Below are 20263 nucleotides of genomic sequence, written 5' to 3'. Positions count from 1 at the left end.
ATCGGGCTTTTGGCCCGGGGCCATTCAGCTTGCTTTGGTTATCGTCGGTGCCTGAGAAAACCTTAGCTATTTTTTTAAACCCCGAAAACAGGCCCTTATCCCTTCTTTATTTGCCTCATTGTTTTTTTATATTTTGTCCAATATTTTTCCGCTCACTGCCGATACCCTCCTCAGTGATTATCCACCTATAAAGGATTACAACATGGCAAGTGTAAGTAACCTCAATGCTGGTAATAGCCTGGGTTTGAGCGATCTGTATGACCAGCTTGAAACGGCAGAAAAAGCCAACCTGACGCCAATTACAAATCAGCAAACCTCTTATAAAGCCAAGCTGACAGCATGGGGCGTCGTGCAAACGGCACTGGCAAAAGTCCAGACAGCTGCCGCTGCGCTCAAAGACACATCTGCAATTGCCTCAACAAAAGTCAGCAGCACCAACACCGCGTTCACCGCCACGCTGGCCAATGATGCGGCGGCCGGTAACTTTTCGGTTGAAGTCACCCAACTGGCTAAAGCGCAGTCGCTGCTGTCGAAAAGCGCGACCAGTAAAGATGGCGATTTAGGCGATTCCAGCCTCGCCTCGCGCACCATCACCATTACGCAACCGGGTCAGAAAGACCCAATGACCATCACGCTGAGCAAAGATCAAACCAGCCTGACGGACATTAAAGATGCCATTAATAAACAGCAGGGCAGCGTTACCGCCAGTATCATCAAATCCGATGACAATACCTATTATCTGGCCCTGACCTCGCGTGATACCGGCACCACCAATGAGATGACGGTTTCTACCGATGACAGCGCCCTGGCGCAGTATATTGGTTTTACCAAAGGTGGCAGCAGCAATGGTATGACGGAGCAGGTGGAAGCGGCCGATGCCAAACTGAGCATTAATGGCGTCGCCATCACCCGCAGCAGCAACACCATTACTGATGCGCCGGAAGGCGTCACGCTGAACCTGACCAAAACCAACACCGGCAGCCCGGAGACCTTATCCGTCACCAAGGATAATGCGCCGATGATCGCCGCGGTGCAGGCTTACGTTGACGCGTACAACTCGCTGCAGACCACCATCAGTAACCAGACCAAATACACCGCCGTGGATCAGGGCAGTACCTCGCAGGACTCCAGCAATGGCGATCTGTTAGGTGATGGCACGCTGCGTAACATTCAGACCAGCCTGCGCTCTAAGCTGTCCACCAGTGCCCAGAGCGGCGGCAGCATTTCCCTGCTGTCACAGATCGGCATTACCCAGGATGTGAATGGCAAGCTGACCGTCGACAGCACCAAACTGAACAAAGCGCTGGATGAAAAATCGGCGGATGTGGTCAGTTTCCTGTCCGGTGACGGCAAAACCACTGGCTTTGCGACGCAAACCAGTAACTATCTGGATCAGATTTTAGGCAGCAATGGCTCTGTACAGAACGCCACTGACGGCATCAATAAAACGCTGAAAAAACTGTCTGACGATTACGATCGGGTAAACGCACAGATTACCGCCACTATGGCGCGCTACAAGACCCAGTTCACGAACCTGAATACGCTGGTCTCATCCATGACCCAGACCCAGAACTATCTGACGCAGCAGTTCGCGAACATGAGCAGTTAACAGGAGTTAAATATGTACGCTAAATCGGGAACGCAGGCCTACGCACAGGTCGGTCTGGAAAGTGCCGTGTTAAGCGCCAGCCCACATCAGCTGGTGGTTTTACTGTTTGATGGCGCGCTCAGCGCCATGAAGAAAGCCACCATTTTGATGGATCAGGGCGACATTCCCGGTAAAGGCCAGGCGCTGTCGAAAGCAATTAATATCATTACTAATGGCTTACGCGCCGGGCTGAATCATGAAGCCGGTGGAGAGATTTCTGCCAATCTGGATAATCTTTACGAGTACATGACCCGCCGTCTGCTGGAAGCCAACCTGCACAACGATCCGGCAGCGATTGCGGAAGTTGAGCGCTTGCTAAGCAACATTGCCGACGCGTGGAAACAAATTGGTCCACACGCCGTCCAGGAAGCGTAACCATGACTTCAGATAACGACCTGCTGCAGGGGTATCAGCGTTTGCTCAGCCTGAGTAATCAGATGTTGAAACAGGCGCGCCAGGGGCACTGGGATGATTTAGTGGCCAATGAGGCAGTTTACGTGAGCAGCGTTACGCACGTAGCGCGCGACCGCGATACCTCCGCCCTGCCTGCTGCGCTGCGTGTCCAGTTACGGCCCATGCTGAAGCAGGTGATGGACAATGAGCTTGAGATTAAGCAGTTGATGGCGACCCGCATGGAAGAACTGCGTTCGCTGGTCCAGCAAACCACGCAGCAACAGAAAGTCACCAACGCGTATGGTCGTTTTTCCAGTCAGGTGCTTTATCCCAGCGATTTATAATCCTCTCTGTCAGGGAGACGCTGTTCTCCCTGGATTCTTACCGCCCCCGCCATGCTAAGCGTTTAATTACCCCCTTAAACTGAGCCTTATTACCGCCTTGAATGATGGCAACTGTGGCACATTTAACGCAGACCTTTTCAGCCTTGCCGGCTGTATTCTCTCTTTATAAGGCAACGACATGCTCGATATCGCGGATTTAAAAGTTTTTTTTCAGGAGCCTGAAATACAGCAGCTCATCGATGACACCTGGGATAAGGTCGGTGATGCTCTGGCACAGGCGCAGGCAGAATTACCGGCAGAACTGGCCATGGCGCGCCGTGAGCTCTCTTTCCATAGCCATGTAAAATGCCTGGGTTATCTTTGCTGGTTACTCGAGCATAATAATGTAGCGGGTGACATCATTGAAATCGGCGTGTGGAAAGGGAAATCGACGGCTTTCATGAATGAGATTTGCCAGCATAAACGTCGCATTATCAGCATCGATCCCATGGAGCTGGCAAATCAGGAAAGTGAGCTGCGCTTTTATCACGAAAAGCTGTTTCCCCAGGTTAATCTCATCCGTGGCTACTCTGAATTAAGTATTGAGCGGGTGCAGGCCCTTAATCCGCGTACCGTATTACTGCATATTGACGGCGGACACGAAGGCCGCCATGTATTGCTCGATTTCCTGTTATATTCGCCCACCCTGGTGCAAGGCGGCTTTATCGTCTTTGACGATTATCGCGATCACCAGTATTCACCGCAGGTCGGTCCTGCTGTGGATTTATTACGCGCGGGTGGCTATTTTAATGGGTTCGATGTGATTGGCAGTTTGCCCGGCTTTGAAAACAGCTATTTATTGCAGAAGCGATAACCGTTCCAGCCTGATGAAATGTCCTCTCCCGCAGCCGGGAGAGGAAGAAAAGCATTTCAGCTCTGTCCTTTATTTCTCTGCCGTGACCGGCCTGAGAATCTGCGGCTCAATATCCTGAATCACCGCGTCGCCAGGACGCTTTGCCACTTCGTCCAGCGCCTGCTGGCACTCGACGGTTGGGCGATCCACTTTACGCAGCGTCAGGCCATCGTAGTGCAGTTCACCGTTCTCCAGCGAGAGCGGCATCACGCGCGCCTGACGGTTAACGTTAACCCAGTCATCATCCAGGCGCGTCAGCTTGCCCGGTTTGGCAATCACCCGCTGCCACTGGCGGCAGTCAAGGGTAGCGCCATCAGCGCTGACGATCAGGCTGGCCATGGCCTCGCTGCTGATCAGCTTGCTCTGCGGTCCCATCGTCTGCCAGTTACCCTGCAGTTCCAGCGGTGCCGGGGTTTTTACCGCTTCGTCATAACTGTTGATTTGCGCACAGCCGCTCAGCGCCAGCGCGGCCAGTACCATCCACTTTTTCATCTTCGGTCCCTACACTCGCATCAATGGCGGCTACGTTATAATGTTTTCCCGGCGTGACGCAAGGTATCTGCGGTGGAATCCCCCTTCTCTTTCTCCGGCGCCCTCAAGCTGTTCAACTCTTCGCCGATAACCTGATGTGAAGTCTAAAGCACCTGCACCCATAACAATATTGACGACTTACTCACCCTGGTTTCGGAGAACGCTGTTATGCGATTGACCCTTCGCGCACGTCTGGCTGCGATTGTCAGCCTGCTGTGCCTGTTACTGATTATTGCTGCCGTCTGGGGAATTATCGGCCTGCGCGCTGCCGATCAGCGCGCGCAAAATGCCTATCAGAACGAGCTGCTCCCGCTGCAATACTCTTCACGCCTGTACCGCATGGTGCAGGAGCAATCCGCTACCCTGTTCGATGCGCTGCGCTACTGGACCGACAGCAGTGAAGTGGAAAAACGCCTGGCGCGCATTGCGCAGTACGGTCAGCAAATCAACGCCGATCGCCATACCTGGCAGCAGCTGGCGTTTGATGCGCAGACCAAACCGCTGAGCCAGCGCTTCCTGACCCATCTCGACGGCTGGCAGGGTGCGCTGCATGAAGCCGGTGAGCTGCTGAAAGGCGGTAATCCGTCCGCCGCACTGGTGGTCATCGAAACCCGCCTGCGCAGCGGCAGCCAGTTGCTGCAGCAGGACATTGACCAGCTGGATGCGCTGATGCGGCAGCATGCGCAGACGGCCTGGCAACAGGGCAACCACGACTACCTGCTGGCACGCAATAGCCTGATCGCCATCCTGCTGTTGGGTCTGAGTCTGGCGCTGGTCTCCGGCTGGCTGCTGATCCGCTCGATTAACCGTTCCATCGCCCAGGCGCGCGAACTGGCGGATGCCATTGCCGGCGGCGAGCTCAATCACCGTATCGGTACGGTAACGCGCGATGAGATGGGTGAACTGATGCAGGCGCTGCTGCGCATGGATGTGCGGCTGGCAGAGATCGTGCGCGAGGTGGGCGAAAGTGCCCATGCACTGAGCGATGCGGCACGCCAGATGGCGGATGGCAACGACGATCTGTCGGAGCGCACCCATGCGCAGGCCAGTTCGCTTGAGCAGACTGCGGCCAGTATGGAGCAGATGACCGCCACGGTGAAACACAACGCGGACAACGCCGCGCAGGCCAACGAGCTGGCAAGCGATGTGCGCCATCAGGCCGAGCGCGGCAGCGGTGTTCTGCGCGACGCGGTGAGTGCGATGGAGGAGATTGAATCCTCCAGCAAGCGCATCGCGGATATCAACCGCGTGATTGATGAAATCGCCTTCCAGACCAACCTGCTGGCACTGAATGCGGCGGTGGAAGCGGCGCGCGCCGGGGAACAGGGACGCGGCTTTGCGGTGGTGGCGTCAGAGGTGCGACAGCTGGCGCAGCGTTCGGCCGGTGCCGCACAGGAGATCAAGGCGCTGATCGATGCCAGCGTAGGTAAAGTCGAAGCCGGCAGCGCGCTGGTGCAGCGCTCTGGCGAGATGCTCAACGACATCAACCACGGCGTGGCGCGCATGGTGGATATCGTTGGCGAGATCGCCGTGGCCAGCCGCCAGCAATCCAGCGGTATTGAGCAGGTGAACACCGCAGTAATCCAGATGGACGGCGCCACCCAGCAGAATGCATCGCTGGTGCAGCAGGCCAGCGCGGCCAGCCAGACGGTGAGCCAGCATGCCGGTTTGCTGGTGGAAAAAATGGCATTCTTCCGCCTGCAGCAGCCATAAGGAGCCGCCATGAAGCGTACCATAATCGCGCTGCTGGCCGCGCTGCCGCTGCTCAGCCAGGCCGCCACCACGCTCAATATCGCCACCATTGCCAATGGTGACATGACTATCATGCAGCAGCTGTCGAGCCGTTACGAACAGCAGCATCCGGACGTGAAACTACAATGGCACGTGATGGATGATGGCGCCCTGCGCCAGGCGGTGCTGGCAGCCATGAACAGCGGTGACGCAAAATTTGATGTGATTACCGTGGGTACCTATGAAGCACCGCTGTGGGGTAAAAAAGGCTGGCTGGCGCCGCTCAATAACCTGCCGCCAGAGTATGACAGCGGCGATCTGCTGACGCCGGTGCGCAAAGCACTGTCCTGGCAGCAAACGCTGTACGCGCTACCGTTTTACGGGGAAAGCAGCATGACCTATTACCGCAAAGATCTGTTTGCGGCGAAAGGGCTGACCATGCCGGACGATCCCGACTGGACCGACATCAAAAATTTCGCGGCGAAACTCACCGATCCTCAGCACGGTATCAATGGCCTGTGCCTGCGCGGCCAGCCCGGCTGGGGCGATAACGTGGCCCTGCTCACCACCATGGCCAACGCCTATGGTGCGCAGTGGTTTGACGATCGCTGGCAGCCAACGCTGAATTCGCCAGAGTGGCGTGAGGTATTGACCGATTATCTGGCGATGGTGAAACAAGACGGTCCGCCGGATACGGCCAGCAATAGCTTTGGCCAGATCCTGCGTCTTACCGCACAGGGAAAATGCGCGATGTGGATCGACAGTACCGTCGCCGCCGGCCTGCTGATTAACCCGCAGATTTCGCTGGTAGCGGACAAGCTGGCATTTGCGCCGGCGCCGGGCGGCATTACGCGCAACGGCTCGCACTGGCTGTGGTCGTGGGCGCTGGCGGTACCGGCTAACTCACCGCAGCGCGCCGCCGCCGTGGACTTCATCAGCTGGGCGACCTCGCGGCAGTGTATTCAGCAGGTTGCGGATACCGTCGGCTGGGGAGCGGTGCCACCCGGCAGCCGCAACTCCACCTACCAGCAGCCAAACTATCAGCGCCTGGCGCCTTACGCCGCTCAGGTGCGCAGCGCGATTGAATCCGCCACCGTCGATCAACCGACATTGAATACCGTACCTTACACCGGTGTGCAGTACGTCAGTATTGCTGGCTTTGATCAGATGGGTAACGCCGTCGGGCAGAATCTGGCAGCACTGCTGCAGGGCAAGCTGACGGTGGACCAAACGCTGGAAAAAAATCAGCAGGACGTGACGCGCCTGCAAGCCGCACAGCAGTAAACATTCGGGGTTCCTGACAAGTCGCCGTGTGCGGGTTACACTAACGCGCAATTTGACCGGCAGGAACCCCCGAATGAAAACCCCTGAAGAGTATTACGCCCTGGCCCGCAGCCTGTTTTTCACCGCCCACCCTGATTTTCAGTCCGCGCTGGATGAACTGAGTGAGAGTGATGCGCGCGCCGCCAATATGTCCCTGCGTGAACTGCGCGCGTGGCACGCCGAGCGCATCTATGCCACGTTTCTGCGGCAGAAGAAGCTCGACGGCATGCTGTTCTCCATCCAGCTGGCGGAACCGGATAAAGCGGTTGCTGCACAAGCGATTGAAACCTATCTGAAATCTCACGCGGAAGCACTGGGTATGACGTGGGAAGAGTTCTGTATTAAGAACGAGTTATAAGCGATGTACTGATAAAAAGGCGATCGGAGAGAAATTTCCGGGGAAAAAGTTGTACAAGATGGGAAAAGTTGTATAACTTAATACTCACGACGACTGTCGTCGATTGTCCTTGAACGAAAGGTGCTATTGCACCGCCTCTGGAGGTGTTGCTGGATTTCCACCTCCAGAGGTTCGATTTTTTGCGTGCGCCCTCTGCTTTTGCCCGCTTTACTCCCCTGTCGTTGCATCTTTACGCCGCGCTGTTTCACCCGTATGAAAATAATTGCCGCCCTGCCGCTTGTCACTGGTTTTATTTACAGTAATATGACGCTCCCACTTTGATTACTGGAATGCCCTGATGTTTGTGGAGCTGATTTACGACAAGCGCAACGTAGCCGGATTACCGGGCGCGCGGGAAATGATTTTGCAGGAGCTGGAGAAACGCGTGCAGCGCGTCTTTCCGGATCTGGAGGTGCGGGTTAAGCCGATGGAGCGAAACGCCATCGAAACCGATATGAGTAAAAACGACAAGGCGACGATTGCGCGTATTGTTGAAGAGATGTTCGATGAAGCCGAGATGTGGCTGGTGGCCGATTAGGCCACCAGCAGCCGCGTTTAGCTTTCCTGCTCGCTGTGATTGATGGCGATTTCCAGATCCTGAATCGCCTGATCGATATCATCCAGCAGCTGTCCCTGCTTGTTGATCAGCGCATCAAAACGCGTGGCGTACTCTTTATCCTTATACTCCCCGGCATCAAAGGCCAGCCAGTGGCTGGAAAGCGTCTCAGTGTTGGTCTGCGCATAGTGACGCATCTCTTTTAGCTGTGAGGTGACATCACGCAGGTAGTCAGTTTTGGTTTTGATTGCCTCTGTATCACTCATGCTATTTTCCTTTTTGCTGATAAAGCCAGTTAAAATAACGCCTGAGCAATTAAAGTTAGCAGATAATAGCGAAGCCGCCTGCAGAATTATCTTAACTTAGTCTCCATTCGTGGCTGATTGCGATGAATTGACGTTAGATTTAGCGCTTTTCTTCCGCTACAGACTGTTGCCTTCGCACCTATAATGGCACCCCAGCCCCGATCATCCGGAGAATGCACTGTGTCGACAGAACCTTTCAATCCTGGTTATTACACCGAACATGAGCTGAACAGCTTCGGCTTCAAACACGTCGGCAGGCAGGTCATGGTGGCAAAAAACTGCACCATTATTGGCCTGCACAATATCACCCTTGGCGATCACGTGCGCATCGACGGATTCTCGACCCTCGTGGCTGCCGGCGATGGGTATCTGACGCTTGGCTCCTACATTCATATTGGCAGTTACTGCGCCGTACTGGCGGGTGCCGGTGTGGAAATGGCGGATTTCTCGGGGCTTTCACAGGGCGTAAAAATCTACTCGAAAAGTGATGACTACAGTGGGGAATTCATGACCAATCCCACCGTGCCTGCCCACCTGACCGGCGTCACCTCGGGGAAAGTGGTGCTGGGCCGACATGTTATCGTCGGTTCGCAATCCATTATTATGCCAGGCCTTACGCTGGCAGAGGGAACGGCGGTAGGCGCCAATTCACTGATAACGCGCGATACCGAAGCGTGGTCGATCTACTTCGGCTCGCCCGCTAAAAAGATTAATAGCCGGCAGCGAAATCCGCAGGAACTGGAAAAGCAGATCACGCGACCGAACGGGTGACCTGGGCATCCCTGCCCGTCTGAATTACAGATACTTCTTCGCCAGCGCAATCAGTTCATCCTTCGCGGCGCTGCCCAGCTTCAGCACGCCCTGTTCAACAAAGCTGAAGGCCTGGACAAAGTCCTTCACCCCGGCGCTGATATCCTGCGCCACCGCATCGCTGGCGGCGGTCGCAGCCACCGGCGCGTCAGGGGCAACAACCGGTGCGGCGGTCTGCGCGTTGCGCACGCCAGGCGTGGCGGCCGCCGAGGCGCCTGCGCTGGCCGAGCCGTTCGCCAGCGTATCCTGCGTTGCCAGCTGCTGATCGAGATCGACCGGGGCATCCGCATGAAACGGTTGCTCAGCGCTGGCGGGCGCTGCCGGTTGCGCAGCTGTCGTTGCAGCTGCCGGCGGCGTTGCTGGCTGGGTAACGCTATCAGCTGCGCTGTTAGCGGCAGCCGGCGCGCTGGCCGTTTCGTTGGCAAAACTCTCCAGCGGTGACAATGCCTGTTGCGCCGCAGCGCTGGTTGGGTTGATGACAGTTTGATCGCTCATAATTTTCTCCTTATTGCTAAATAAAGACCGCAGTTGATGCAAACGGACTGCGATCCGCTCGGTAATACGCATCTGGTCCTCCTTAGCGCCGCGGCTGTGGCGCGGTTTGCTGCCCGGCCGGCGGCGTGGAGGGCGTTGAGGTGTGGCTGGCGCTGCGCGGCGGCTGAGCATCCAGCTTTTTCTGCAGCTCAACCAGCTGGCTGGTCAGTTCGGCGACCTTTGCTTCGCGTCGATCGGAGATCGCCCGGTACTGCTGGCGAATCTCCTCCACGCGCCGGTTGGCGTCGTTATTGACGTAAAGAAACAGAATCGTCATCGCCACGCACAGCAGCGATAACAGCATCAGCAGGCCACCCAGCATCAGATGACGGCGGTGGCTTCGCACCAGCAGTTCACTGTTTATCTGCACCATCGCGGTTCTCCTCCAGAGTGGTGATCAATTGATTTATCTGGCTGCGAAACTTATCGCTGTGCTCGGCTTCGGTGGTCGCCAGCAGGATACCGAGTGCGTTCTTGATTAAACGCAGATCGGTCTCCAGCGATGAGATACGCCGCAGGTTTTTGTCGTGACGGATACGCAGTTCATCGTTTTCCTGGCGCATCAGCGCATGGCTCTCCTTGAGAAGCAGCACCTGCTCTTTGTAGCTGGTGATGATCTCGCCGCCCGCGCGATTGCTGGTGACGATAGACGCGATCCCCGCCATCAGGGGTTTCCAGAACACCGCTGCCGCGCCACCGCCAAGCAGCAGTGCGCCTACGCTGGTGACCAAACTACTCTCCATGCCCTACCTCTCTCACCTGGCGAGGGTTAGCCGGACACCCCGCTGACCTCCCTCGCCAGTATCTCGGCCAGCGGCATATTTAAGTTTACTTTAAATAATGATTTTAAGTATACTTAAGTCAAGCCTGGAGGAGTTGTCAAGATGATGAAAAAAGAATCTGGTGGTGAGCGCATTCGCCAGCGCCGTAAGGCACTGAAATTAACGCAGCAGGCGCTGGCCAATGGCATTGGCGTGTCGCACGTTGCGGTTTCGCAGTGGGAGAAAGAAGAGACGGTGCCGCGTGGTGAGCATCTGCTGCGGCTGGCGGAGTTGCTGCAGTGTAGCGCGGCGTGGATTATTGATGGCGACGGCCAGCCGTTTGCCAGTACGCACGCTTCCCCCGCTCTCACTGCCGTGCCGCTGGTCACGCTGGTGCAGGCCGCGGACTGGCTGGATGAGCAGCGACTGCAGTGGCAGCAGCAGGCCGTCCGCTTTCTTTACAGTGACGAAGCGCTGAGCGACAGTGCGCTGGCGGTTACGCTGGAAGATGACGCCATGAACCCGGCGTATCGCGCCGGCGACCGATTGATCTTTGATCCGCAACGCGTGCCCCAGCCGGGCGATGTGGTGCTGGCGCGGGTAGACAACGTCGCGATGGTGCGAATTATTCGGATGCACGACGAGCAAATTTTCTCGTTACGGCCGCTGAACGAAGATTTTCCCGTGCAGCAGAGTCAGAAAAGTACGCTGGAACTGATTGGCACGCTGGTGGAAATGCGGCGGCGCGGCAGCCGCTGAAGCAGCAAAAAACCCGCCACGCGGCGGGTCAAATCCAACAAAAGACTACGGCAAAAATCACAACGTGTCGGTGAGATGATCGACGATCACCCTTCCCTCGGGATCGGTTTGCGTTATACGGTAACTAACGCGATAAGAGCGACGGTTACTCAGTTTATCGAACAGCGCCACGCTGCCCTTGTGCTCACCGTTGGCACCGACAATGTGCCATTCGGTGACATCTTCCTGTCCACGGTTATGCAGGCTTAACAAGCTCTGCTCAACTAAACGATCGCTTTCATCAATCTTCAAATAATCACGCAACATCTTTATCACCTCCGGTTAACCCGGCTAACGATACGCTTTTCATTTATCCTTTCAATCGAATTTATTTATCGTTAACCTCGCTGGCCAGCGGTTGAGTAAAAATTCCCCCTGGCGTGAGCCGCCAGCCGCTTCGGTTAAGTGGAATTTTATAAAATAGTTAACGATCACGCGTCTCAGCGCTGGACAGATCCTGCCGTCTGGCTGTTAATGTAAGGCAAAATAACGATAGCGCCGGACAATCTCATGCTGACTACCATCCTTTACCGCAGCCACCTCTATGATCACGTTCCCATCAAAACGCTGGAGGATATGGTTGGCAAAGCCAATAAGAAAAACGAAGTTTCAGATGTCACCGGCATTCTGTTGTTTGATGGACGACATTTCTTCCAGCTGCTTGAAGGGCCCGATCAGGCCGTTCAGGGCATTTACGACCGTATCTGCCGTGACGCCCGCCATCACAATCTGGTGGAGCTGATGCATGACTTCGCGCCAGCCCGGCGCTTTGGTAACGTAGGTATGGAGCTGTTTGACCTGCGCGAGCATGACAAATCCAGCGTGCTACAGGCGGTGCTGGATAAAGGCACTTCGCGTTACCAGCTCACCTATGACGACCGTGCACTGCAGTTCCTGCGCACCTTCGTTGAGGCGCGGGAAAAAGAGAACTATTTCGAGATCCCGCCGGCCAATACCTGGGAATTTATTACTGATGCGGAAAGTCAGCGTCAGCTGGAGAGTCTGCAGCACTATGTACAGGATTGCCGGTTTGCGTTTCAGCCGATTGTCGATCCCTTCTCGCGGCGTATCACGGCCTATGAAGCGCTGATTCGCACGCCGGACGGCGGTTCACCGCAGGAGTACTTCTCTGCGTTTGGCGGTGATGCGATTTACCACGCCGATATTCAGTCCAAGAGTCTGGCCTTCAACCTGGCGAAAAATCTCGGCCTCGGCGAGCAGACGCTGACCATCAATCTGCTGCCGATGTCGCTGGTCACCGTCCCGAATGCGGTGGATTTCCTGCTGCAGGAAATCGCGGCCAACGATCTGGTACCGGAGCAGATCGTGGTGGAAGTGACGGAGAATGAAATCATCTCGCGTGCCGAAGAGTTTACAGCAGAAGTAAGAAAACTTAAGGCGGCGGGTATCAGCCTGGCACTGGATGACTTTGGTGCCGGGTTTGCGGGTTTGTCGCTGCTGTCTAAATTCCAGCCGGATAAGATCAAAATCGATCGGGAAATCATCAGTGACGTGCACAAAAGCGGTCCAAAACAGGCGATTGTGCATGCCATTATTAAGTGCTGCGCTTCGCTGGAGATCGCGGTGATTGCTGAAGGCGTGGAGAAAGCCGAGGAGTGGATGTGGCTGGAAGCGGTGGGTGTCAGTCAGTTCCAGGGCTATCTGTTTGCCCGTCCGCAGTTTAATGGTTTTCCGGCAGTGGCCTGGCCGGAGATCAAGTAACTCACACGCTGACCGCCGTAATTACGGCGGTCACGCGCTTAACACTCAGTCTCGCGTGCCGGTTCCTCCAGCCGTTCACTGAGCACCACGTATTTCATCAGCTCAAACGTGCGCTGCGTCATTGGCACCGCGCTGCACGGGCGGAACCAGCCAAACTGCTTCTGGTACAGCCACACTTCCGGATGACGCTCGCCATCTTTAATCCAGTAATAACCATCATTCATAGGTTTGCCCAGCGGCCTGCGCCGCGAATCAGACATTCATGCGTGCCCGATAAAGTGATACGCCCTCTGGCGTAATGAGTAACCCTGCTTGCATGAAAGCTTACTCCAGCTAATTACTGTAGCAGATAAGAGAAGCGACCGGGCACTTAACGCTGGGCTTATTCAGATAATAAACGAGGCGGTAAAAGAATAAATGCCCCTAAGCTAAGGGGCGAAGCAGACAGGCAAGCTAACATCCGTGTTACGGCAATGGAGTGGAGAACAGCAGACACAAGAATTCAGGAGGCAATATCGTCAGGGGTACGCTGAACAATAAGTTCCAGTGCCTGGCGATAAATATCCAGCTGAACCACGTCATGTTCAGACTCTAATCGCTCCAGCAGCGCCAGAATAATATCTTTATTGCTCACACGCAGTTTCACCGCTGCCAGTTGCTTATAAATCAGCGCAATGATCTCTTTTTCACTGGCATATTCTGAATCCGCGTGCTGGAAATATTCTGACAATTGAGACTCTGTTGACGCCAATGCATTCTGTTCCATAACAAGCCTCATCGGGTGAGCTGCAGTGCAAACTGCAGTGATTAATCGGTTACTCAGGTTAAATTTTTGAATCAGCACAGGTAAAAAAGCAGCCTCTGAAAGTGGAAATCCACAACACCTTCAGAGGCGATGCAAAGCATCATTCGTTACGTGTGACTGACTGCCACAACCGAGAAGTTATACAAAGATGGTAAACTTGTACAACAATTCCGTTAGCATTTCGTGTGGTCAGAGGAGATTTGCACAACAATTTCGCCATTCTTTCCCACAATAAATCGCCATTTTCACAGGAAAAATCATGCAGTTAACCTGAATAAAATATCAGAATCTGTGCTAACCCCCTCTTTCTGCTCAACAAATTTTTTTCTCCCCTCGCTGACTCACACACTTCTATACAGCCCCCATAAACTTGTACAACTTTGCAAAACTGTACAATTTAGCCGTTCTGCGTGTAGAGTGTGAAAACGATTACGGCCGCCAGAAACGGCCAGCGATCAGCTAAAATTCATCACAACAAAACCCCTGCTGGAGAGAGAGATGAAACAACACGAAACCAATAAGGAGCGTAAAGACGAGGGCGAGGTGCACAAAGGTTTACCGGAAGCCGCACCGCATGCAGGTAATGCTTATGAAGAGGATGACCATCCAGCCCAGGATGACGCTCGTGAGCACGGTGAAATCCCGCGTACGCGCGATGACAGTCAGGATGACAAAAAAGATCCTTATCAGGATCAGTAAATTGCCTTCGATGATATCTGGACCGACCCACCGGATGTTATTTTCGCGGCCGCTGACTGCTGGCGTTAATAAGCGAAGCGGCAACCGAGATTGATCATTGAGTTTAATTAAGACATTATTTTGCGGAAATTAGAGAAGGCGTGCCTTCATTCATTTCTGGAGAGCACTAATGGAAACGGGTTTTTACTGGGTAGGCAGCAGCACAACTGAGCCTGAGGTATGGTACTGGGATGCTGGACGCGGCTTTTATCGCCCGATGGAGCCGATACCGCTTTCTCTGCCTCGTTTTAAATCTGCCGGTTTTAAACTCCTGAGTGGCAAACTGACGCCACCGGAAGAGTCACACTCTGCTTAAGTTTTCGTCTGCAGGTGAGAATATTGTCAGTTACGCTGTTAAGCGCAGCGTAGCTGAACTATATTCCTGTGAGGAGGACATGATAATGCAGGAAGGATTTTATTGGGTACAGCGTGGCGATGAAGAACCCGAAATCTGGTTTTTCTCTATCCGTGAAGACGGTGCCTGGTTTGAACCCACCAAAAACGATGCCATCAGTCAGCAACGTTTTGCTGAGCAAGGCTACAGGGCGATCAGCGAGAAACTGTCACTGTCCTGACCCTGACGAAACCGCCTCTTTCAGGCGGTTTTTTATTGCGCGCCGCTAAACCTGCATGCTCATAATCTCGCTGTAGGCATTGACCAGCTTGTTACGCACCTGAATTCCCATCTGCATCGAAATCGACGATTTCTGCAGATCGACCATCACATCATTCAACTGGATGCCCGGTTTACCCAGCTCAAAATCCTGCGCCTGACTGCGCGCAGCGGTCTGGGTGGCGCTGATTTTATCCAGCGCGGCTTTCATGGTGGCACCAAAATCGAGCTGACTGGCGGACTCGGTCGGTTTGCCACTGGCCTGCAGTGACGTCAGCTGCAGCTGCTGCAGTACGCCATCAATTGCCTGAATTGACATTGCCTGTACCTCATAGATGAAGGGTTCTTTTTTTCACGGAGGAAAAGTTAACACACTGTCAATAGGACAAAGGCGCTAAATGACTGCAAAAAACCCGGCTTATCCAGCCATCGAAGTGACACGATTCATCAAATAATGCCAGGCATTAGATTGGAATTTCATTTTTTCCCCTACCCCGTCGGCCAGCAACACGGCATCAACGGGCGGGGATGCGTATCAGGGAGTCAGTTTTGTCACCTACATACACCCGGTCAATTATGTCAGGCAGGAATTGGTCATGAATGCGAGTGCAGCCGCCACACAGGATACAGCAAAGAAAGGCTTTAATGACCTTCTCGCCCGCCTGCGCGCAAATCCGCGTATTCCATTAATCGTTGCTGCCGCGGCCGCTATCGCCGTGGTTCTGGCGCTGGTGCTGTGGGCCAAAGCGCCCGACTATCGCGTTCTCTATAACAACCTCTCTGATGAGGATGGCGGCGCGATTGTTACCCAGCTCACCCAGATGAACATCCCTTACCAGTTCGCTGAAAACGGCGGCGCCCTGATGGTGCCCGCCGATAAAGTGCATGAGCTGCGTCTGCGCCTTGCCCAGCAGGGACTGCCGAAAGGGGGTTCAGTAGGCTTTGAGCTGATGGATAAAGAGAAGTTTGGTATCAGCCAGTTCAGTGAGCAGATTAACTACCAGCGTGCGCTGGAAGGTGAGCTGGCGCGCACCATCGAAACGCTTGGACCGGTGAAGAGCGCGCGCGTGCATCTGGCGATGCCAAAACCGACGCTGTTCGTGCGCGAGCAAAAATCCCCGTCTGCCTCAGTAACGCTGAACCTGCAACCGGGCCGTGCGCTGGATGAGGGCCAGATTCAGGCGATTCAGCACATGGTCTCCAGCAGCGTAGCCGGTCTGCCACCGGGCAATGTGACCGTGGTCGATCAGGCGGGTCGTCTGCTGACGCGCTCCGACAGCGAAGGCCGCGATCTTAACGATGCCCAGCTGAAATACGCCTCCGAAGTGGAAGCACGCTATCAGCAGCGCATTGAAGCCATTCTGAATCCGATTCTCGGTCAGGGTAATGTGCATGCGCAGGTGACCGCGCAGATTAACTTTGACCGCAGCGAGCAGACGGACGAGAAGTACCAGCCGAATGCGAACCCGAATAACACGGCGATTCGCTCACGCCAGACCAGTACCAACGATCAGAACGGCAGCCCGTATCCGGGCGGCGTGCCGGGTGCGCTGTCGAATCAGCCTGCGCCGGCCAATACCGCGCCGGTCACCAACCCGCAGCAGCAGAACAATAACAACGCTAACGGTCAGCAGAACAACAACAACGCGCAGAATGCCGGCACCTCGACCAGCACCGCGCAGAGCAGCGGCCCGAGCAGCTCCAGCCGCAACGACACGGTGAACTACGAGCTGGATCGCACCATTCGTCACACCAAACTCAACGTCGGTGACGTGCAGCGCCTGTCGGTCGCCGTGGTGGTCAACTACCGCGATGACGGCAAAGGCAAAGCGGTGGCGCTGAACGATCAGCAGATTAAGCAGATTGAAGATCTGACCCGCGAAGCGATGGGCTATTCGCAAACGCGTGGCGACAGCGTCAACGTGGTGAACTCGCAGTTCAACACCACCGAGCCAACCGGCGGCGACCTGCCCTTCTGGCAGCAGCAGTCGTTCTTTGATCAGCTGATGACCGCCGGTCGCTGGCTGCTGGTGGCGTTGGTTGCCTTCATCCTCTACCGCAAAATGGTGCGTCCGCAGCTGCTGCGTAAGCGTGAAGCCGAGAAAGCCGCCGCCGAAGCCGCCGCTGCCCGTGCTGCCGCGCGTGAGGAAGAAGCCGCTTACAGCGTCCAGATCAACAAAGACGAGCTGGACCAGGAGCGCAAATCTAACAACCGCATGAGCGCCGAGGTGATGAGCCAGCGCATCCGCGATATGTCTGAAAACGATCCGCGCGTTGTGGCGCTGGTTATCCGCGAATGGATGAGTAACGAACTATGAGTCTGACCGGTACTGAAAAGAGCGCCATTCTGATGATGACCATTGGCGAAGAGCGTGCAGCGGAGGTGTTTAAACACCTCAACCAGCGTGAGGTGCAGCACCTCAGCGCCGCGATGGCCAGCATGAAACAGATTTCGCACAAGCAGCTGACCGAAGTGCTGCGCGAGTTCGAAACTGATGCCGAACAGTTTGCTGCGCTGAGCCTTAACTCCAACGACTACCTGCGTTCGGTGTTGATCAAGGCGCTGGGCGAAGAGCGCGCCTCCAGCCTGCTGGAGGACATTCTCGAAACGCGCGAAACCACCAGCGGCATGGAAACCCTCAACTTTATGGAACCGCAGGCGGCGGCGGATCTGATCCGCGACGAGCACCCGCAGATTATCGCCACCATTCTGGTGCACCTCAAGCGCGGCCAGGCGGCAGATATTCTGGCGCTGTTCGACGAGCGTCTGCGCCACGATGTGATGCTGCGTATCGCCACCTTCGGCGGCGTACAGCCGGCGGCGCTGGCGGAGCTGACCGAAGTGCTCAATGGCCTGCTGGATGGCACCAACCTCAAGCGCGCGAAGATGGGCGGCGTGAGAACCGCAGCGGAAATCATCAACCTGATGAAAACCCAGCAGGAAGAAGCGGTTATCGAAGCAGTACGCGACTTCGATGGCGAGCTCGCGCAGAAGATCATCGACGAGATGTTCCTGTTCGAAAACCTGGTGGAAGTGGACGACCGCAGCATTCAGCGCCTGCTGCAGGAAGTGGAGTCCGAGCAGCTGCTGATTGCCCTGAAAGGCGCCGAGCAGCCGCTGCGCGAGAAATTCCTCAAAAACATGTCGGCGCGCGCCGCCGATATCCTGCGCGACGACCTCGCCAACCGTGGCCCGGTGCGTATGTCCGCGGTGGAGAACGAACAGAAAGCAATCCTGCTTATCGTGCGCCGTCTGGCGGAAGCAGGCGAGATGGTAATTGGTGGTGGCGAGGAAACCTATGTCTGATGCCTTTTCCGCCCGTGCATGGCAGCGCTGGCAGCCTGAAGATTTAGGCGCGCCGCAGCCGCCTGAGCCTGAACTGCTGCTGGCAGAGGAGCCGGACAGCGACCTCGTGCTGAGCGAGGAAGATGAACAGCAGCAGCAGCTGGAACGTCTGCAGCAGCAGATGCGTAAAGATGCGCAGACGCAGGGCTACAGCGAAGGTTATCAGAAAGGCTTCGCCGAAGCACAGCAAAACGGCTATGACGCCGGGTTCCAGCAGGGACTGGCCGATGCCCAGCAGCAGCAGGCGCCGTTACAGGCGCGTATGCAGCAGCTGGTCACCGAGTTCCATCACACACTGGAAGCGCTGGATAGCGTGATTGCGTCGCGCCTGATGCAGCTGGCGCTGGAAGCGGCGCGCACGGTGATTGGCCAGGCGACGCAGGTGGATGGCAGCGCCCTGCTGCGCCAGATCCAGCAGCTGATTCAGCAGGAGCCAATGTTCAGCGGCAAACCGCAGCTGCGCGTGCACCCGGACGATCTGCAGCGCGTTGAGCAGACGCTGGGCCCAACGCTCGATTTACACGGCTGGCGGTTGCTGGCCGACAGTTCGCTGCATCCCGGCGGCTGTAAACTCAGCGCCGAAGACGGCGATCTGGATGCCAGCGTCGCCACGCGCTGGCAGGAGCTGTGCCGTCTGGCGGCACCGGGAGCATTCTGATGACGTCACGCCTTTCGCGCTGGCTGGGCGCGCTCGACAGTTTTGAAGACCGCATCAGTCAGGTGCAGACGGTGCGCCGCTACGGCCGCCTGACGCGCGCCACCGGTCTGGTGCTGGAAGCCACTGGCCTGCAGCTGCCGCTGGGCGCCACCTGCATTATTGAGCGCCACGACAACGGCACAATTACCGAAGTGGAAAGCGAAGTGGTCGGCTTCAACGGACAGAAACTGTTTCTGATGCCGCTGGAAGAGGTCGACGGCATCCTGCCCGGCGCGCGCGTGTATGCCCGCGTGCACGGCGATCACAGCGGTAAACAGCTGCTGCTGGGGCCGGAGCTACTCGGCCGCGTGCTGGACGGCAGCGGCAAACCGCTGGATGGCCTGCCCGCGCCGGAAACCGGCTACCGCGCGCCGCTGATCACCGCGCCGTTCAACCCGCTGCAGCGTACGCCGATCCACGATGTGCTGGATACCGGCGTGCGGGCGATCAACGCCCTGCTCACCGTGGGCCGCGGCCAGCGTATGGGTCTGTTTGCCGGCTCCGGCGTGGGGAAATCAGTGCTGCTCGGCATGATGGCGCGTTACACCAAAGCCGACGTCATCGTGGTGGGCCTGATTGGTGAACGTGGCCGCGAAGTTAAAGAGTTTATCGAGAACATTCTTGGCGCCGAAGGGCGCGCGCGCTCGGTGGTGATCGCCGCGCCGGCCGACGTTTCGCCGCTGTTGCGTATGCAGGGGGCCGCTTATGCCACGCGCATCGCCGAAGATTTCCGCGATCGCGGTCAGCACGTGCTGCTGATTATGGACTCCCTCACCCGCTACGCTATGGCGCAGCGTGAGATCGCGCTGGCAATCGGCGAGCCGCCGGCCACCAAAGGCTATCCGCCTTCGGTGTTCGCGAAGCTGCCGGCGCTGGTAGAACGCGCCGGCAACGGCATTCACGGCGGCGGTTCAATCACCGCGTTCTATACCGTACTGACCGAAGGCGACGACCAGCAGGATCCAATTGCCGACTCGGCGCGCGCTATTCTCGACGGCCACATTGTGCTGTCGCGTCGCCTGGCGGAGGCCGGTCACTATCCGGCCATTGATATTGAAGCGTCGATCAGCCGTGCCATGACCTCGCTGATTGATGAAACCCACTATGCGCGCGTGCGCCAGTTCAAGCAGTTGCTCTCCAGCTTTCAGCGTAACCGCGATCTGGTGAGCGTCGGCGCTTATGCCGCAGGCAGCGATCCGATGCTGGACCGGGCCATTAAGCTCTATCCGCAGATGGAAGCTTTCCTGCAGCAGGGCATTTTTGAACGCAGCGATTATGACGATGCCTGTCTGCACCTGCAGGCGATGTTCGGCTAACGC

Annotated in this window: 26 protein-coding genes; 17 read left to right on the top strand and 9 right to left on the bottom strand. The window is 56.2% G+C overall.

Translation table 11 applies throughout. The annotated features are described in order from the left end of the window. The first annotated feature begins 202 nt into the window (after positions 1-202). The 4 genes from fliD (at position 203) to K7H94_RS07810 (ending at position 3238) form a co-directional block, all read left to right on the top strand. Entirely contained in the window at positions 203-1609 is a 1407-nt protein-coding gene (fliD, locus tag K7H94_RS07825; RefSeq protein ID WP_021509890.1) for a flagellar filament capping protein FliD, read from the top strand. Between the two features lie 12 nt (positions 1610-1621). Then, entirely contained in the window at positions 1622-2023 is a 402-nt protein-coding gene (fliS, locus tag K7H94_RS07820) for a flagellar export chaperone FliS (RefSeq protein ID WP_021509889.1), read from the top strand. A 2-nt stretch (positions 2024-2025) separates the two neighbouring features. Beyond that, positions 2026-2385: a flagella biosynthesis regulatory protein FliT gene (fliT, locus tag K7H94_RS07815; protein WP_088516921.1), complete on the top strand. Its 360-nt coding sequence runs from the start codon at positions 2026-2028 to the stop codon at positions 2383-2385. Positions 2386-2563: 178 nt separating this feature from the next. Beyond that, entirely contained in the window at positions 2564-3238 is a 675-nt protein-coding gene (locus K7H94_RS07810) for a class I SAM-dependent methyltransferase (RefSeq protein WP_058757411.1), read from the top strand. Positions 3239-3307: 69 nt separating this feature from the next. Here K7H94_RS07810 and yedD read toward each other — a convergent pair whose 3' ends face one another. Continuing rightward, the gene (gene yedD / locus K7H94_RS07805; RefSeq protein WP_104188863.1) at positions 3308-3769 is read right to left on the bottom strand and encodes a lipoprotein YedD; all 462 of its coding nucleotides are present in this window, start codon (positions 3767-3769) and stop codon (positions 3308-3310) included. Positions 3770-3976: 207 nt separating this feature from the next. Here yedD and K7H94_RS07800 point away from each other — a divergent pair, with 207 nt between their 5' ends. The 4 genes from K7H94_RS07800 (at position 3977) to K7H94_RS07785 (ending at position 7797) form a co-directional block, all read left to right on the top strand. Next, positions 3977-5521, top strand: coding sequence for a methyl-accepting chemotaxis protein (locus K7H94_RS07800; RefSeq protein ID WP_222951912.1), 1545 nt, complete (start codon positions 3977-3979; stop codon positions 5519-5521). 9 nt (positions 5522-5530) lie between these two features. Further along, the gene (locus K7H94_RS07795) at positions 5531-6823 is read left to right on the top strand and encodes an ABC transporter substrate-binding protein (RefSeq protein WP_222951911.1); all 1293 of its coding nucleotides are present in this window, start codon (positions 5531-5533) and stop codon (positions 6821-6823) included. Positions 6824-6896: 73 nt separating this feature from the next. Further along, positions 6897-7220: a DUF6388 family protein gene (locus K7H94_RS07790; protein WP_222951910.1), complete on the top strand. Its 324-nt coding sequence runs from the start codon at positions 6897-6899 to the stop codon at positions 7218-7220. A 337-nt stretch (positions 7221-7557) separates the two neighbouring features. Further along, a complete protein-coding gene (locus K7H94_RS07785) occupies positions 7558-7797 on the top strand; it encodes a DinI-like family protein (RefSeq protein ID WP_021509882.1) in 240 nt (79 codons plus the stop codon). A gap of 17 nt (positions 7798-7814) precedes the next feature. Here the strand turns inward: K7H94_RS07785 and K7H94_RS07780 are convergent, their stop codons facing one another. Beyond that, the gene (locus tag K7H94_RS07780) at positions 7815-8081 is read right to left on the bottom strand and encodes a hypothetical protein (RefSeq protein ID WP_021509881.1); all 267 of its coding nucleotides are present in this window, start codon (positions 8079-8081) and stop codon (positions 7815-7817) included. 219 nt (positions 8082-8300) lie between these two features. Between K7H94_RS07780 and K7H94_RS07775 the strand changes: the two genes are divergently transcribed. Then, positions 8301-8891, top strand: coding sequence for an acyltransferase (locus K7H94_RS07775; protein ID WP_245001407.1), 591 nt, complete (start codon positions 8301-8303; stop codon positions 8889-8891). A 24-nt stretch (positions 8892-8915) separates the two neighbouring features. Here K7H94_RS07775 and K7H94_RS07770 read toward each other — a convergent pair whose 3' ends face one another. The 3 genes from K7H94_RS07770 to K7H94_RS07760 all read right to left on the bottom strand — a co-directional run bounded on the left by K7H94_RS07770 (position 8916) and on the right by K7H94_RS07760 (position 10207). Next, complete coding sequence (locus K7H94_RS07770) at positions 8916-9425, bottom strand: hypothetical protein (RefSeq protein WP_222951908.1); 510 nt, start codon at positions 9423-9425, stop codon at positions 8916-8918. Between the two features lie 82 nt (positions 9426-9507). Further along, positions 9508-9837 carry a hypothetical protein gene (locus K7H94_RS07765; RefSeq protein ID WP_127834273.1) on the bottom strand — a complete coding sequence of 110 codons (330 nt, stop codon included), beginning with the start codon at positions 9835-9837 and terminating at the stop codon, positions 9508-9510. Then, positions 9818-10207: a hypothetical protein gene (locus tag K7H94_RS07760; RefSeq protein WP_031280179.1), complete on the bottom strand. Its 390-nt coding sequence runs from the start codon at positions 10205-10207 to the stop codon at positions 9818-9820. Before K7H94_RS07760 ends, K7H94_RS07765 begins: the two co-directional genes overlap by 20 nt. 141 nt (positions 10208-10348) lie before the next feature. Here K7H94_RS07760 and K7H94_RS07755 point away from each other — a divergent pair, with 141 nt between their 5' ends. Next, complete coding sequence (locus K7H94_RS07755; RefSeq protein WP_150058584.1) at positions 10349-10984, top strand: S24 family peptidase; 636 nt, start codon at positions 10349-10351, stop codon at positions 10982-10984. 57 nt (positions 10985-11041) lie between these two features. Here the strand turns inward: K7H94_RS07755 and K7H94_RS07750 are convergent, their stop codons facing one another. After that, positions 11042-11290, bottom strand: a complete 249-nt coding sequence (locus K7H94_RS07750; RefSeq protein WP_222951907.1) for a hypothetical protein — start codon at positions 11288-11290, stop codon at positions 11042-11044. Between the two features lie 243 nt (positions 11291-11533). Between K7H94_RS07750 and K7H94_RS07745 the strand changes: the two genes are divergently transcribed. Continuing rightward, entirely contained in the window at positions 11534-12745 is a 1212-nt protein-coding gene (locus K7H94_RS07745) for a diguanylate phosphodiesterase (RefSeq protein WP_222951906.1), read from the top strand. A gap of 38 nt (positions 12746-12783) precedes the next feature. Here K7H94_RS07745 and K7H94_RS07740 read toward each other — a convergent pair whose 3' ends face one another. Continuing rightward, positions 12784-12969: a hypothetical protein gene (locus tag K7H94_RS07740; RefSeq protein WP_022548626.1), complete on the bottom strand. Its 186-nt coding sequence runs from the start codon at positions 12967-12969 to the stop codon at positions 12784-12786. Positions 12970-13247: 278 nt separating this feature from the next. Beyond that, positions 13248-13511 (bottom strand): biofilm/acid-resistance regulator YmgB/AriR, encoded by a 264-nt coding sequence (locus tag K7H94_RS07735; protein WP_031280177.1) that lies wholly within the window; start codon positions 13509-13511, stop codon positions 13248-13250. Positions 13512-14048: 537 nt separating this feature from the next. Here K7H94_RS07735 and K7H94_RS07730 point away from each other — a divergent pair. Together K7H94_RS07730 and K7H94_RS07725 are read left to right on the top strand one after the other, a co-directional pair. Further along, positions 14049-14249, top strand: a complete 201-nt coding sequence (locus K7H94_RS07730; protein WP_222951905.1) for a hypothetical protein — start codon at positions 14049-14051, stop codon at positions 14247-14249. Between the two features lie 440 nt (positions 14250-14689). Beyond that, a complete protein-coding gene (locus K7H94_RS07725; protein WP_021509872.1) occupies positions 14690-14863 on the top strand; it encodes a hypothetical protein in 174 nt (57 codons plus the stop codon). Positions 14864-14908: 45 nt separating this feature from the next. Here the strand turns inward: K7H94_RS07725 and fliE are convergent, their stop codons facing one another. Next, positions 14909-15220, bottom strand: coding sequence for a flagellar hook-basal body complex protein FliE (gene fliE / locus K7H94_RS07720; protein WP_021509871.1), 312 nt, complete (start codon positions 15218-15220; stop codon positions 14909-14911). A gap of 277 nt (positions 15221-15497) precedes the next feature. Between fliE and fliF the strand changes: the two genes are divergently transcribed. From fliF to fliI, 4 genes are read left to right on the top strand one after another with little or no spacing between them, the layout of a single operon-like run. Next, complete coding sequence (fliF, locus tag K7H94_RS07715) at positions 15498-17219, top strand: flagellar basal-body MS-ring/collar protein FliF (protein ID WP_088516928.1); 1722 nt, start codon at positions 15498-15500, stop codon at positions 17217-17219. Next, positions 17216-18208 (top strand): flagellar motor switch protein FliG, encoded by a 993-nt coding sequence (gene fliG, locus K7H94_RS07710; RefSeq protein ID WP_021509869.1) that lies wholly within the window; start codon positions 17216-17218, stop codon positions 18206-18208. Before fliF ends, fliG begins: the two co-directional genes overlap by 4 nt. Then, positions 18201-18905: a flagellar assembly protein FliH gene (fliH, locus tag K7H94_RS07705; RefSeq protein ID WP_058757396.1), complete on the top strand. Its 705-nt coding sequence runs from the start codon at positions 18201-18203 to the stop codon at positions 18903-18905. The genes fliG and fliH overlap by 8 nt, the downstream gene beginning before the upstream one ends. Beyond that, entirely contained in the window at positions 18905-20260 is a 1356-nt protein-coding gene (fliI, locus tag K7H94_RS07700) for a flagellar protein export ATPase FliI (RefSeq protein WP_021509867.1), read from the top strand. Before fliH ends, fliI begins: the two co-directional genes overlap by 1 nt. Positions 20261-20263 lie beyond the last annotated feature (3 nt).

The organism is Pantoea dispersa, from assembly GCF_019890955.1.
GTDB classification, from domain to species: domain Bacteria; phylum Pseudomonadota; class Gammaproteobacteria; order Enterobacterales; family Enterobacteriaceae; genus Pantoea; species Pantoea dispersa.
The sequence above is the reverse complement of the archived record's forward strand: the minus strand, read 5'-3'. Positions and strand labels throughout refer to the sequence as shown.